The organism is Chryseobacterium luteum, from assembly GCF_000737785.1.
GTDB classification, from domain to species: Bacteria; Bacteroidota; Bacteroidia; order Flavobacteriales; family Weeksellaceae; genus Chryseobacterium; species Chryseobacterium luteum.
In genome coordinates, this window is sequence record NZ_JPRO01000014.1 from 95,705 (window position 1) to 111,287 (window position 15,583).

Annotated in this window: 11 protein-coding genes; 8 read left to right on the plus strand and 3 right to left on the minus strand. The window is 37.8% G+C overall.

Annotated features, from left to right (window positions below; translation table 11 throughout):
* Positions 1-136: 136 nt before the first annotated feature.
* The 6 genes from gyrB (at position 137) to IX38_RS14575 (ending at position 8,486) form a co-directional block, all read left to right on the plus strand.
* Positions 137-2,071: a DNA topoisomerase (ATP-hydrolyzing) subunit B gene (gene gyrB, locus IX38_RS14550; RefSeq protein ID WP_034706194.1), complete on the plus strand. Its 1,935-nt coding sequence runs from the start codon at positions 137-139 to the stop codon at positions 2,069-2,071.
* A gap of 87 nt (positions 2,072-2,158) precedes the next feature.
* Positions 2,159-2,584: a DUF5684 domain-containing protein gene (locus tag IX38_RS14555; protein WP_034706195.1), complete on the plus strand. Its 426-nt coding sequence runs from the start codon at positions 2,159-2,161 to the stop codon at positions 2,582-2,584.
* Between the two features lie 261 nt (positions 2,585-2,845).
* Positions 2,846-4,738 carry a DUF3857 domain-containing protein gene (locus IX38_RS14560; protein WP_034706196.1) on the plus strand — a complete coding sequence of 631 codons (1,893 nt, stop codon included), beginning with the start codon at positions 2,846-2,848 and terminating at the stop codon, positions 4,736-4,738.
* A gap of 2 nt (positions 4,739-4,740) precedes the next feature.
* A complete protein-coding gene (locus IX38_RS14565) occupies positions 4,741-6,678 on the plus strand; it encodes a transglutaminase-like domain-containing protein (protein ID WP_034706198.1) in 1,938 nt (645 codons plus the stop codon).
* 88 nt (positions 6,679-6,766) lie between these two features.
* Positions 6,767-7,591 (plus strand): RsiV family protein, encoded by an 825-nt coding sequence (locus IX38_RS14570; protein WP_034706200.1) that lies wholly within the window; start codon positions 6,767-6,769, stop codon positions 7,589-7,591.
* Positions 7,592-7,634: 43 nt separating this feature from the next.
* Entirely contained in the window at positions 7,635-8,486 is an 852-nt protein-coding gene (locus IX38_RS14575) for a diacylglycerol/lipid kinase family protein (protein WP_034706475.1), read from the plus strand.
* Positions 8,487-8,598: 112 nt separating this feature from the next.
* On the opposite strand, the gene IX38_RS14580 is transcribed toward IX38_RS14575, so the two are convergent.
* The gene (locus IX38_RS14580) at positions 8,599-9,879 is read right to left on the minus strand and encodes a dicarboxylate/amino acid:cation symporter (protein WP_034706202.1); all 1,281 of its coding nucleotides are present in this window, start codon (positions 9,877-9,879) and stop codon (positions 8,599-8,601) included.
* A 249-nt stretch (positions 9,880-10,128) separates the two neighbouring features.
* Positions 10,129-11,817 (minus strand): gamma-glutamyltransferase, encoded by a 1,689-nt coding sequence (gene ggt, locus IX38_RS14585; RefSeq protein ID WP_051884778.1) that lies wholly within the window; start codon positions 11,815-11,817, stop codon positions 10,129-10,131.
* 273 nt (positions 11,818-12,090) lie between these two features.
* On the opposite strand from ggt, the gene IX38_RS14590 reads away from it, so the two are divergent.
* Both IX38_RS14590 and IX38_RS14595 read left to right on the plus strand, forming a co-directional pair.
* The gene (locus IX38_RS14590; protein ID WP_034706203.1) at positions 12,091-13,056 is read left to right on the plus strand and encodes an NAD-dependent epimerase/dehydratase family protein; all 966 of its coding nucleotides are present in this window, start codon (positions 12,091-12,093) and stop codon (positions 13,054-13,056) included.
* A gap of 84 nt (positions 13,057-13,140) precedes the next feature.
* Positions 13,141-13,893 carry a polysaccharide deacetylase family protein gene (locus IX38_RS14595; protein ID WP_034706204.1) on the plus strand — a complete coding sequence of 251 codons (753 nt, stop codon included), beginning with the start codon at positions 13,141-13,143 and terminating at the stop codon, positions 13,891-13,893.
* A 457-nt stretch (positions 13,894-14,350) separates the two neighbouring features.
* Here the strand turns inward: IX38_RS14595 and IX38_RS14600 are convergent, their stop codons facing one another.
* Positions 14,351-15,556, minus strand: a complete 1,206-nt coding sequence (locus tag IX38_RS14600; protein WP_034706206.1) for a metallophosphoesterase — start codon at positions 15,554-15,556, stop codon at positions 14,351-14,353.
* Positions 15,557-15,583: the final 27 nt, after the last annotated feature.

Sequence of the window (15,583 nt, forward strand, 5' to 3'; positions counted from 1 at the left end):
CATAAAAACAGAGCAGGCCAAGGTCTGCTTTTTTATATTTTAAACAATACTTTTTTGACATACTTTAACTTTGATAAGTCGAAAAAAATCACGATATTTGTAGGTCTTTGCACTAGGCAAAAACATTAATTTTTATATGAGTCAAAAACAATATACAGCTAGTAGTATTCAGGCCTTAGAAGGCATGGAACACGTTCGATTAAGACCATCAATGTACATTGGAGATGTAGGAGTAAGAGGTCTTCATCATTTGGTTTATGAAGTAGTAGATAACTCTATTGATGAGGCTCTTGCGGGCCATTGCGATACAATATTAGTAACCATTCATAAAGGAGAAGGTATCTCTGTAAAAGATAACGGTAGAGGAATTCCTGTAGATTTGCACGAGAAAGAGCAAAAATCGGCTTTAGAGGTTGTAATGACCAAGATTGGAGCAGGTGGAAAGTTCGATAAAGATTCTTATAAGGTTTCCGGAGGTCTTCACGGGGTAGGTGTTTCCTGTGTGAATGCACTTTCAACATTATTGATTGCTACTGTGAGCCGTGACGGTAAATTATACCAACAAAAATATTCTGAAGGAAAAGCCTTGGCCGACGTAGCTGAAATAGGGACTACAAACGAAAGGGGAACTGAAGTTTTCTTCCAGCCGGATGGTACTATTTTTCAGGAATTGGTTTATAATTATGATACGCTTGCAGCGAGAATGCGTGAGCTGTCTTTCTTAAATAAAGGAATTACAATTACTTTGGTTGACGAAAGAGAACCCAACGAAGATGGTTCTTTTGCTTTTGAAGTGTTCCATTCTGAAGGTGGTTTGAAAGAATTCGTGGAATTTATTGACGGAAACCGTGAATCTATCATGGAAAACGTTATTTTCATGGAAGGCGAAAGAGATGATATTCCTGTAGAAGTTGCCATGCGTTATAATACGTCATTCAACGAAAACCTTCACTCTTACGTTAATAACATCAATACGCATGAAGGAGGAACCCACCTTGCAGGTTTCAGACGTGCTTTAACAAGAACGTTGAAGAAATATGCCGATGATCTGGGAATTCCAGCTAAAGAAAAAGTAGAAATCACAGGAGACGATTTCCGTGAAGGACTGACGGCTGTAATTTCTGTAAAAGTAATGGAACCTCAGTTTGAAGGACAGACCAAAACAAAACTGGGGAATTCCGAAGTGTCAGGTGCTGTAGATAAAATTGTAGGGGAGATGCTTACTAATTTCCTAGAAGAAAATCCTAACGAAGCAAAAATCATCGTTCAGAAAGTAGTTTTAGCTGCAAAAGCAAGACAGGCTGCCAAGAAAGCCCGTGAAATGGTTCAGAGAAAATCTCCGATGGGCGGTTCCGGACTTCCGGGGAAATTATCTGACTGTTCATCCAAAGATCCTGCTGAATCCGAATTGTTCCTTGTAGAGGGAGATTCCGCAGGTGGAACAGCTAAACAGGGTAGAGACAGACATTTCCAGGCTATTTTACCTTTGAGAGGTAAGATCCTGAATGTTGAAAAATCTATGCTTCACAAAGTATATGACAACGAGGAAATTAAAAATATCTACACCGCTCTTGGAGTTTCTGTAGGAACAGAAGAAGACAGCAAAGCCTTAAACATGGCCAAACTGAGATATCATAAAGTAGTGATCATGACCGATGCCGATATCGACGGATCTCACATTTCTACCCTGATTCTTACTTTCTTCTTCAGATTTATGAAAGAACTTATTGAGAACGGATATATTTATATTGCTCAGCCACCTTTATATTTATTAAAGAAAGGAAACAAGAAAGTATATGCCTACAACGAGAAAGAGCGTGAAGAATTTACTTTAGAAATGGCTCCGGACGGAAAAGGTGTAGAGGTTCAGCGTTATAAAGGTCTTGGAGAAATGAATCCTGAACAGCTTTGGGAAACAACTCTTAACCCTGAACACAGAATCTTAAAACAGGTAACGATTGATAATGCCGTAGAGGCCGACAGTATATTCTCTATGTTGATGGGAGATGAGGTTCCGCCAAGAAGAGAATTCATCGAAAAAAACGCAAAATATGCAAAAATTGATGCATAATTGTTATTAAAAATATATTCAAAAAAGCTTCTAAGTGTTAGAAGCTTTTTCTATATTTGATGCGAACCAATAAAAAATAATAATAATATGTTAACTCTTTTACAAACAGACCCTTATAATGGGGTCGATGCAATGTCGGGTGCTGCAGCAGCAGGACTGGGAATGGGTACTATGATCTTCAGCTTGCTGATTTATGTATTTTATGGATACTGTATGTATAAAATATTTCAGAAAGCAGGAAGAGAAGATGCTTGGGCAGGTTTTGTACCTTTCTACAATATCATTGTACTCCTGGATATTGTTAAGAAACCCATATGGTGGATTGTTTTGTTTTTCGTTCCTTTTGTTAACCTTTATGCTTCATGGGTAGTGAATGACAGATTGGCAAAAGCTTTTGGAAAAGAAACTCCGGTTTATACCATTCTTTTGTTTTTCTTTGGTTTTATTTTTGTACCGGTTCTGGCGTTCAGCAGTGATAAATACGACAGTAACAGAATTCCAAATGATCAATAATCAATAAAAAAGATATTGACAGGCTCCAGAAATGGGGCCTTTTTTTTGTCCTTATTTTAAAACTTGAAAATTTAAAATGCTGTAAAAAAAATGATTTTGCGGAAAAATTATAAAACATCCTCATTTAGAGACATAAACTGTAAAAATCGTAATGTAAAAATGCTTTAATAATGAAGTATTTTATGTGGTATTGTTATTTATATTAAAATAAAAAATTAACATTTATTAAGATTTTATTATTTTTGCCCAACTTTAATAACCATGATGAAAATTTTAATTCTTGGCACTCTAACTACAGCCTCTTTGTATTTTGCACAAATCTATCCGGTTTCTGCCATTCCTGAAAACCTGAAGAAAAATGCCGATGTTGTAGTCAGGAGGGACTTTACAACGGCTCAGGTTAACAAAATTGATGAAATTAAGTACCAATATAATACGGTAACTACTGTTTTAAATAAAGATGGCGATTCAAAAGCTCAGATTTATATTCCTTATCAGAAAGGAGATAATATTTCTGATGTGAAAGTAACCATATATGATGAATCCGGAAAAAAAGTAAAAAGCTTTTCCAAATCTGATTTCGGGGATTTTGCCAATAATACCCAGGGTGTGTTTTATTCAGATAGCAGGGTTTTGGCTTTACCATATACTTCGGCCTATTATCCTTACACAATTGATTTCTCCTACCAGATCACAGATGAAAACACCATTTTCATTCCCGATTTTGTACCGTTTTCCTCTCCGAATATATCCCTGGAAGAAGCCCAGTTCAAAATAATCAATAAATCCGGTATCGACCTTAAGACCAAAATCTATCCGTCAAAATACAATTACACCGCAGTAACTGAAACTGACAATGGTAATGAGAAAAATTACTCCTACAAGAATGTTCCGGCAATAGATGATGCCTTGATGCTGCCTCAGCCTGAAAAAATAGTACCTAAAGTAAGTTTTGCTTTGGCCAGATTCAATCTGGAAGGCAAGCAGGGAGCCTTGAACAACTGGATGGATTTTGGAACCTGGTATTATACTAATCTTGTAGAACCTGTTTCTGCATCTACTCCGGCTATCAAAGCTGAAGTGGCTGCTTTGAAGCTGGAAGGCTCAACGGAGGGAAAAGTAAAAAAGCTTTACCAGTATATGCAGTCGAAGACCAGATATATATTTGTAGGATTGGGAATTGGCGGTTGGCTTCCTATGTTTCCTGATGAAGTTCAGAAAAAAGGTTATGGAGACTGTAAGGGACTGACCAATTACATGAAAACTTTATTGAACGAGGCTGGAATTCCATCTCATTATTGCGTGATCAATTCCGGTTCCTCCCAGATTTCTTTTGATCCGGAATTTCCTTCAATGGGTGGAAATCATGCCATTCTGATGGTTCCTACCGAAAAAGGAAATATCTGGCTCGAAAACACCTCTCAGCAGATTGCGTTTAACCATTTGAGCTACAGTACTACAGACAGGAATGTTCTCGCTGTAACTAAAAAGGGAATTGAACTGATTAATACCCCTGCATATGCAGCCGAGCAGAACAAAGAAAAGCAGATTTTAAAAATTAACCTTACAGAAGACAACAGCATCAGCGGAGAAATCCAGTTTGCTTATACCGGAAGTCAGTATGACAATAATTTAGCTTATGCTTATTTATCGCCGAAGGAAAGAACTGAGGCTATGAAAACGAGATTTGATGTTCTGAATTTTGAAAAAGTTGAAATGAAAGACTTTGTCAATGATAAAGACAATGCAGTGATAAAATTCAATATGAATTTTAAAGCAAATAATTATTCCAAAAGTACAGGAACGAACCTGATTTTCAGAGCGGTTCCTATTTTCGCCAATAATTATTATAAATCAGATGAAAACCGGGAGCTTCCGTTTGAGATAGGGCAGTCTTTCCAGGATGAATACGAAATTGATTTTATCATTCCTAAAAATTATAAAATTGACGAAGTTCCGGAAAATATTACCATCAATTCTGAATTTGGAACCTATAAACTGAATATTGTAAAAAACGGCGAATCGTTGAAAGTCACACGATTCATTAAAATTAACAAAGGGATATTTCCGAAAGAAAAATACAACGAGTACGTAAGTTTCAGAAAAAAGACCCTGAATACTGATAATTCAAAAATCTTACTGACTAAAATTTAACCATGAAAAAAATAATACTGACAGCTTTCTGCTTTGGAACTTTGATCCATATAAACGGCCAGAAACGTGAATTTCTGAACCCTCCGAAATTTGACAATGCTGATCTGTCTAAAGAAAAATCAGCTCTGGATGAAAATGCACCGGCAGAAATTTTATACAAATCGGTACACTTCGATATCGATACCTCAACCGGAGATCTTAGAAAAAAGGTTTTTTACAGAGTCAAAATCTATGACAAAGATAAAGCTGAAGATTGGTTAAATCTTGAAATCCCGCTATATAAAAGCAATGGCGGGAATGAAGAGGTTTTAAATAAAATAAAAGCTTTCGTATATAATCTCGAAAACGGAGCCGCAGCAGTTACAAAAGTAGACAAGAGTTCAAAATACAAAAGCAAGGAAAGTAAATATACAACCATTACCAAATTTGCCTTTCCCAATGTAAAAAACGGATCGGTTATAGAATACCAGTATGAAGTTGTATCGCCCTTTTTATATTCGGTTCCGCAGATCGTAATAGAGTCTGATGTTCCTTCACTGTATACTGAGTATATTCTGGACAGTCCTTCCCATATAGCTTATAATGTGAATTATACAGGCTCATTATCTCCAAAGTACAGAATGGTGGAAGAAAAGACCATGTATGGAATGTCGTTTAAAACCTATAGATTCGGGTATGAAAACCTGAAAGGATTCAAAACTGAAAAATTTGTTAAAAATGACAGGAATTACCGTACAAAAGTAAGCGCGGAGCTTCATTCGACTAATTTTAAAGAACTGAAAATGTATTCCTCCTCCTGGGACGAAATCAAAGATAAACTTTATAAAGACGAAGATTTTGGTGAAGAATTGAAAAGAACGAAGCTGGTTAAAGAAAATGTATCCTCAATTATTTCAGGGCTGCATTCCGATACGGAAAAAGCAGATGCCATTTTTAATTATGTGAAAAATACATTCACCTGGAACAAAGACAGAGGGATCTATACAGAAGAAGGAGTAAAAAAACTGATAGAAACCAAAACAGGAAACGCCGCAGAAATCAACCTTTTGCTTGTCATGATGCTTAGAGAGGCCGGACTGAAAGCAGATCCACTTGCTATTTCTACCGTAGACAACGGCTTAATCAACTTAGTTTCACCCAGCATAGTCGGAATGAATTTTGTTATTGCAGCCGTTAAAATAAGAGATGGGTTTAATCTTTACGATGCCACTTCAAAGCAGGCATCTGTGAACAACCTTCCCCCAAGAGACTGGAATCATTATGGTGTTCTCATGGCTAAAGAGAAGGCAATCCTGATGGAGATGGAAAATAGAACAACAAGTTTCAATTATCTTACCACAGAAGCAAAGATCAATGAAGACGGCAGTATTTCCGGAACCTATTCTGATAAAGATACCGGCTCCTATGCCATGTTTACCAAAGAAAGCTATGATGAAAATGCAGAAAAATACAAGAAGCAGTACAAAGAAAATTTTGCAATAGACTTTACCGGAATTGATTCTAAAATCCTTGAAAATGGAGACTTTGAAAGTACCATGAAATTCTCTTCTGATAATCTGATAGATAAGGTAGGAAAGAAAATGATCATTAATCCTATGCTTTTTTTAAGCAAAAATTCCAATGAATTTGATCAGGCTGATGAAAGAAAATATCCCATAGATTTTATTTCTTCAATTACCAAAGTGAAAAAAATAATCCTGGAAATACCGGAAGGCTACGTCATAGAAGCAATGCCTAAAAGTAAAAGGATCGTTACAGAAGATAAAGAAATTGAGTACAGTTATATAGCCGAGCAGAAAGGCAATAAGCTTGAAATAATCTCTACCACAAAAATTGCCAGTCCGGATTATCCCAAAGAATATTATCCTGCCTTCAGGCAGATTTGGGGAACCGCCTCAAAAAGTGAAAACCAGGTAATAAGCCTGGTCAAAAAATCATAAAAGGCAATTCTTTCAGATAAATAAAAATAATTTGCAAAACCATTCATCTTTTGAATGGTTTTTGCATTTATACCCAAAAGATATAATTATGAAAAATACCATTGCCATTCTGGCGGTTTCTTCTTTGCTCGCTTTTTCAGCATGTAAAAAAGGAGAAAATACAACCCAACCTGATAAAACGGAAACTTCCCAACCGGAAAAATTTACTGTAGATTCCGTGAAAGTGAGTGACTCTTCAAATATTGCAGATTCCCTGTCCGTAGCCTTTACTTCCAAACTTCTTGTTTTTCCAGCTTTGAAAGACAAACAACTGCTGGACAGTATTTATTTTCAGAATAAGGGGATTAAAGATTTTTCTAAACAAGGGCTGCAAGCTTTCCTTGATAAAGACAAAAATGATTATTTCAAATCGGTAAAAGGAGACAGTAAAGACTGGCTCTCAGATATTTCCTACGCGCAGAAATGGTATACAAGCTCCGATATGAATCTCGTCTCTAATGATAACGGATATATGCATATCGGGTATGCCTGGAGTTCATACGAAGGAGGAGCCCATGATAATTACGGATTTTCGGAAAGGATTTTCGACCTTAAAAACAATAAAAAACTGGAACTTAAAGATATTACTTCAATGCCAAAAGCCAAACTTGAAGCTATTCTGATGAAGAATATTAATAAGATAAACAGCGGGACAACAGACAGTAAAGGGAATGTAAATAATTCAGAAATGCTTCTGGTGGAAGTCATTCCTGCTACAGATAACTTCTATTTTGATCAGAAAAACCTGTACTTCCATTACAGCCCCTATGAGATTACAGCATTTGCGGCCGGTGATATCATCATTCCCATATCCTGGGACGAACTGAAAGGAACACTCAATGAAGAATTCAAAGAAAGAATGAAAATAAAGTAAATTAATGCTTCCTGATCTGGAAGCATTTTCTATTTTTGCGGTAATGGAAAAAGCAGCTTTTATCATTAATCCCTTTTCGGCCAAAAAAAATTATCAGCCGTTTCTTGACGAACTCAAAAAAAAGGTTGACAACCCTTTATACTATATCTCCGAATCCATTCCGGGGACAGATGATTTTATCAGGACGAATTTTGACAATGTAGATATTTTTGTGGCGATTGGTGGTGACGGAACCATCTCAACGGTGGCAAGAAACCTTATTAATACAGATAAGATTCTGGCCATATTTCCTGCCGGATCAGGTAACGGCTTTTCCAATGAGACTAAATTCAGTAAAAACCTGGACGAACTGTTAGCGAAAATTAAAGCCAAAACATCCAGAAAGATTGATACTTTTACCGTTAACGACAAGTTGTCTATCAACGTTTCAGGAACTGGATTTGACGGGAAAGTAGTTAAAGAGTTCGAAAAAACCAGCCGTGGATTCAAAAATTACATCAAAGTATCCCTGAAGACATTTTTCAATTACAGGCCCATTAAGGTTAAATTTTTTGATGAAGCTTATCAGCAGTACAACGGAAAATACCTGATGCTGAATATAGCCAATACACGACAGTTCGGGAACAACGCCTATATTGCTCCAAAAGCAAGTAAAAGTGACGGATTGGTGGATATGGTGCTGGTGAAAAAATTCCCGCTGACCTATTCAGCTCTTTTCGCCTTCAGAATGTTTACCAAAAGGCTGAAAGATGATGAATATGTAACGTATCTTCCCGTTTCGGAAATTTCATTTAAAGTAAACACTAAAAACTGGCATCTTGACGGTGAATTTAATAAGATAAAATCACCCATTCATGTAAAAGTTTTACCAGCCAGCCTGAATATTTTAGTGTAGGGTGATTGTTATGATGAAATTTAAAATAGAATTTACCATCAATTTTTGTAACACCGCACAAACCTTATAGGTTTTTAAAACCTATAAGGTTTAGTTCGCATAATATAAATCATCAAACCTCCAGCTTCTTTTCAATTTCATTCGGATGATTCAGGCAATACTGCAGCTGGGTTTTATCCAGTTGCTTTTCCCAGTTTGCTACAACTACCGTAGCTACAGAATTTCCAATTACATTCGTTAAAGCCCTGCATTCGCTCATGAATTTGTCGATTCCCAGAATTAAAGTCATTCCTGCAATCGGGATTTCAGGAACCACGGCCAGTGTTGCAGCCAATGTTACAAATCCGGCCCCTGTAACACCGGCAGCACCTTTTGAACTTAACATGGCAACCAAAAGCAGCATCAGCTGTTTTTCCAGTGGAAGATGAATATTCAGAGCCTGAGCAATAAATAATGAAGCCAGTGTCATATAAATATTCGTTCCGTCCAGGTTGAAAGAGTATCCGGTGGGAACTACAAGCCCTACGATCGCTCTTGAGCAGCCTGCCTTTTCCAGCTTTTCCATAATTCCCGGAAGCGCTGATTCAGAAGAACTGGTGCCTAAAACCAATAGAAGTTCCTCTTTCAGATAAAACATCAGCTTGAAAATACTGAATCCATTGTACCAGGCAACCGCACCCAAAACAATTACAACAAAAAGTATAGAAGTGATATAGAATGTTCCTACCAAAAATAGGAGGTTCAGGACAGAATGAAGGCCGTATTTCCCGATAGTGAATGCCATTGCACCAAAAGCTCCGATTGGGGCCAGCTTCATCAGCATATGAACAATTTTAAAAACCGGAGTAGACAGATCCTGCAAGAAATCAGTCACTTTCTGGCTTTTTTCTTTGGTCAGGACCAGTGCGACCCCCATCAGAATAGCCACCAGAAGCACCTGAAGTATATTTTCTCCTACCAGCGGGCTGAAAAGCGTTTCGGGGATGATATTCATGATAAAGCCTGTCAGTGTAGAATCGTGGGCCTTCTGCTGATACTGCGAAACATCGCCTGACAGGGTAGCCGGATCAATATTTAAACCGTGTCCCGGCTGTAAAATATTTCCTACAATCAGTCCTATGATCAGGGCTAAAGTTGAAAATGTAAAGAAATATATCATGGCTTTTACAGCAATACGGCCGACTTTTTTCAGATCGGTCATATGGGCAATTCCCAGCGTCAGGGTAATGAAGATCACCGGAGCGATGATCATTTTCACCAGTTTGATGAATCCATCGCCCAGCGGTTTCATTTTTTCGCCCAGTTCAGGATAAAATCTTCCGAGAAGTATACCTGCTGCTATCGCAATAATAACCTGGAAATAAAGCTGATGATAAAATTGTTTCGCTTTCAAAGGATTCTTTTTTTAGGTTTTGAAGGCGGAAAATTAAGAATTTTTATCTTAAACATGATGAAAGTCAGTTAAAATAATCCGAATGGGATTGTTCTTTATCTTAAAAAACAAAAAGTGTTCTTGAATAAAGATATTACTAAAACCAATGACCATGAATTGATAATGCTTCGGCTCCGCTCAGTATGACATGGTTTAATCAACGTTATCATATTGAGCGGAGCCGAAGCATCTATAGTATGTGTTACAAAATTATTCCACTGCAACAGAATCGTCTCCACGGCCGTCTGCCACAGCATGGATATTTCCGTTGTCATCCATCAGGATCAGCTCTGTTTTTCCGATGTATTTTATTTTTTCTATCACATAGTTTTTGCTTGTAAGGGCTGTGATCGTGCTTTCGGGGAAATTGTTTTCTACCGTAATTTTCTCAGGAAGCCACTGGTGGTGGAATTTCGGTGCATTCACGGAGGTATTCGCATTCAGCTTAAAATCTACCACATTAACGATGGACTGATAAACCGAAGTAGGAATCGTGGTTCCGCCCGGTGTTCCTACAACCATGTAAGGTTTCCCGTTTTTAAGTAAAATAGTAGGAGTCATCGAGGAAAGCATCCTCTTATTAGGCTGTATAGAATTGGCTTCTCCGCCTACAGCTCCAAACATGTTCGGGACCCCCGGCTTGATTGAGAAATCATCCATTTCGTTATTTAAAAAGAAACCTGCCCCTGAAACTACTACTTTACTTCCGTAATATCCGTTAAGCGTAGTGGTTACAGAAGCGGCGTTCCCATCTTTATCTATAACAGAAATATGGGTGGTCTGTGTGGATTCTGTTGGCTGGCTGATGATTTTTCCAACTTCTGAGCTTGGTGTAGCCTTACTGAAGCTAAAGCTTTTCCATCTGTTTTTTAAATAAGCATCCGAAGTAAGGTAAGCTGTTTTATCCTTAATGAAATCCGGATCGCCCATGTATTCTGCCCTGTCGGCAAAAGCTCTTCTTTCTGCTTCCGTCATGATCTGTACAGCCTCCGTTGAATTCTGCTGGTACTTCTCCAGGTTTTCATAACCCGCCATGCTCAGCATTTGGGCAAGCAGTACACCGCCACTGGAGGGAAGAGGCATGGTGACCACACGGCTTCCTTTATAATCGAACTCCAAAGGTTTTCTTTCTGCTGTTTTATAATTTTTGAGATCTTCCAGAGTGATGATTCCGTTGCCTTTTTTCATTTCTGAAACCATAAGCCCAGCGGTTTTTCCTTCATAAAACCCTTTTTCACCCAGCTTTTGAATCAATCTCAGTGTAGCAGCCAGTTCTTTCTGAACTAAAAGATCACCGGCCTTCCAGGGGCTGTCTTTTACAAAAGCGATAGTGGATTTGTTGTGCTTTAAGAAATTTTCTTTGTGTGTATTCAGCATATTGGCTTCCATTTCTGTAATGGCAAATCCTTTTTCTGCAAGATCAATAGCCGGCTGGATGATTTTATCCATCGGGAGCCTGCAGTATTGTAAAGTCGCAAAAAATCCGGCTATGCTTCCGGGGATTCCTACGGCCAGTCTTCCGTTTTGGGACAGATCAGTATCAGCCTTTCCAGTTTTATCAATATACATATCCCTGGATGCTTTCTTCGGGGCTGTTTCTCTGTAATCGAGTGTAAATTTTTCGCCATTGTTTTTAACACCTACTAAAAAACCTCCTCCTCCGATATTTCCTGCCTGAGGATAAACTACAGCAAGAGCATATTGTGTTGCCACAACGGCATCGTAGGCGTTTCCTCCCATCTTCATGATCTCTGCTCCGGCCTGGCTTGCCAGGGGATGTGCAGAAACCACTACACCTTTGTTCTTTACTTTTACCTCCTTTATAATGTTGAAATCAGTAAACTGAGCCCAGTATACATTCCCTGCCAACAGTACTGCTGCAATAAAAAACTTCTTCATAAGATTTTGTTTAAAACAAAAGTAGATAATTTTTTAATGTAAACAGCTGCATATTAAACCAATGGAATGTTTGTATGGAGGCTGTATTAATGAAGAAATAGAATGAAAAATCAGGTTTTGTTAATGAGTTTTTATTGATTGGTGATTATAGTTGATTTCTTGTGAGATTAATTCTTTTATAATCCATTTAAGGATATATTTTTTAAACACACGTTTTTTATTATGATAAGCATGATTTTTTTACTTTTGTACAACTCTAAAAAAATATGTAAAATGGAATCCTATACGGAAAGAATATTGATTACAGGTGCTTTGGGACAGATCGGCACCGAACTGACCAACAGGCTTGTTGAAATTCACGGAGCTGATAATGTAGTAGCATCAGGATTGGACAGATGGCAAAAGGGAATTACTGCTGCGGGACATTATGAAAGAATGGATGTTACCAATACACAGTTAGTGAGACAGGTCGTTAAAGACTATGAGATCACAACAGTGTATCATTTGGCCTCACTTTTATCAGGAACCTCAGAAAAGCAGCCTGTTTTTGCATGGAAACTGAACCTTGAGCCTCTTCTTCATTTTTGTGAAATGGCAAAGGAAGGGCTTCTTAAAAAGATCTTCTGGCCGAGCTCAATTGCGGTATTCGGGAAAGGAATTCCAAAACAGAATGTGGGGCAGGATGTGGTTTTGAATCCTACAACAGTTTACGGAATCTCTAAAATGGCAGGAGAAAAGTGGTGCGAATATTATTTCGATAAGCATGGAGTAGATGTAAGAAGTATCAGATATCCGGGACTTATTTCCTGGAAAACGCCTGCAGGAGGAGGTACTACAGATTATGCCGTAGAGATCTTTTACGAAGCGATAGAAGAGGGGAAATATACAAGTTTTATTTCTGAAGAAACGGGAATGCCTATGCTTTATATGGATGATGCAATCAATGCAACATTGAAATTAATGGAAGCTCCGAAGGAAAATCTTACCGTCCGTTCGTCTTATAATTTAGGAGGAATGTCATTTACACCGAAAGAACTGGCAGAAGAAATCAGGAAAGAAATTCCGGAATTTTCTATTGATTATAAGCCGGATTTCAGACAGGCCATTGCCGATTCTTGGCCGGCTTCCATTGATGATTCGGTAGCGAAAAAAGACTGGGGACTGACGTATGATTTCGGAATTTCTGAAATGACTAAGGACATGATCAGCAATCTTAAAGTGAAACTGAATAAAAATTAGTTACTTAAAGTTAATGTTTAAATAAATTATATTTTAACATCTGATTTTTAATTAATTATAAATATTATCTAAAATTTAATTTAAATGATTTTACTGACTTTTAACATCTTGAATACGGAAGCAGAGGCGAAAAAAAATGTAGAAATTTCTGATGTGGAAAGACTGAAAATCACAGAAGACAATACAAAAGCTATTCTTCGGATTTTAGATATTCATGACATAAAAGCAAGTTTTTTTGTAGAGATTTCTATCGCAGAAAAACTGCGGAACCTAATAAAAGCAATTTCATCCAAAGGGCATGAAATTGCTTTTTATAATTTGAATTCCCCTCTTCAGGAAATTGAAGATGTTAAGAAGGATATTCAGGATCTTCTGGAAAAACAGGTGAGGGGAATCAGGCAGAAAGATTTCAAACTTCCTCAGCAGGATCTGAAATCGCTGGAGTTTAATTATGTCTCCAATATTGATAATGCCGATATCCTTTTTCCGTTCAAAAGACTGAAAAGAGATACGGAAATTAATGAAGAAGACGGACTGAGTATTGTCCCGGAAAGTATCTCGCCATACAGCCAGCTGCCGTATAACGATTTTGTATTTCAGATCCTGCCGATGAAGTATTATCAGAGTATGGTTTTTGAAACCCTTAAAAATGATGGTTTCGTTTTAATTTATCTCAATTCCTGGCAGTTTACAGATTTTAAAAAATACAGATTCGATATTCCTTTTTACAGAAGCCTGTTTTCGGGCAAAAAAATGGAAGATAAACTGGATGCCCTCCTTACCTGGATCAACGAGAAGGAACTTGCCACTTCCCGGATGAAGGATTATATTTTTTAGTTGGCAGATTGTAGGGATTAGGGATTGTGTTGAAGGTTAAAATTCTGGTCTTTTTGATTTGGATTTTACACAATAAATGGTCAATGGTGAATTTTGCTTTGCAAGTGAGTGGGGAATGATATATTCAAGAAATAAGAGTCAAGATTTTAGGGATTAGGGATTGTGTCGAAGGTTGAAATCCCGGTTTTTGATTTGGATTTTATTACAGAATAAATGTCAATGGTGAATTTTGCTTCGCAGGTAATGGTGGAGGATAGCTTCAAGAAACAAGATGCTAAATGTCAGGCATAAGACAATTATTCGTTAACTTAACTACTAAAAACTAAAAACTAAAAACTAAAAACTAAAAACTAAAAACCAAAAACCAACAACCAGCAACCAGCAACCAGCAACACTCCTCTCAACTCATTTACTCTAAACCCCTCAAACTCTCTCACCCCGTAACCCGCAACCCAATCTAGCTCAACTCAAAAAGTGTAATTTCCGGCAGAACGCCCACTCTTCCGGGATAACCCAGAACACCGAATCCTCTGTTGACATACAGTAGTTTGCCTTCGCTTTCATACAAATCAGCCCATTTCGGGTAACGGTATTGTACCGGAGACCATTTTACATTTTTCAGGTCCAGTCCGAACTGCATCCCATGCGTATGTCCTGAAAGGGTAAGATGAATGTTTCCGGGGTGTTTTTTAACGACATAATCGAAGTGGGTAGGGTCGTGACTCATTAAGATTTTTGGAGCGGATTCCGGCACACCTTTTAATGCGTCATCAATTTTTCCGAATTGGGGAAACGGCTTAAGTCCCCAGTTTTCAACACCGAGAATGTACAGCTTTTCTCCGTTTCTTTCAATAACTCTGTTTTCATTTCTCAGCATATCAAAACCTGCCTGTTTTTCATACTCGATAAGAGTATCAAGGTTTTTCTTTTTGGCATCTTGAGAAGTCCAGGTTACATAATCTCCGTAATCGTGATTTCCCAACACGGCAAGTTTGCCGTCCTTTGCCCTGATCTTTGAAAATAAGGGAATAAACGGCTTGAATTCATCTGCAATGTTATTCACCATATCTCCGGTGAAAAGAACCAGATCAGGGTTTTGTTCATTGATCAGGTCAATCGCATGCTGTAGTTTAGACGGATCGGAAAAACTTCCGCTGTGAACATCGGAAATCTGGATCACTTTGTAGCCTTTAAAGCTTTTTGACAGACCGGGGATTTTTACTTTTATTTTTCTTACGGTATGTCTGTATTTTCCGAACGTAATTCCGTCTATGAAAAGAGCAGAAAGAACTCCTCCAAGGCCCAATCCTACGATACTCAGGAATTTTCTTCTTTCAGGGAAAAAGTGTTCTTTAGGTTGCGTAAGGCCTGCCAGGTAGCTTCCGGTTCTGAAAATATCATCAATTAATAAAAACAGAACCACGAAAATTTTAGGCATAATGAAGATCAGGAATAACGAAATCATGATTTGAGCTCTCATGGTACTTCTGTCTGATCGTTGGAAATGAGTTACTTCATAGGCGAAGATTCCGTAAACGGCCAGAGATGCCACCCAGTATCCCAGTCTTATCCAGAAATTGTCAGTTAATGTTCTTATAGCCTGATAGATATAAACCTCTAAAAAGAGGAAGATGGCGGCGATGATTAAAAAATTTCTCTGCATGATAAATCTAAAAAAAGCACAAAGAAT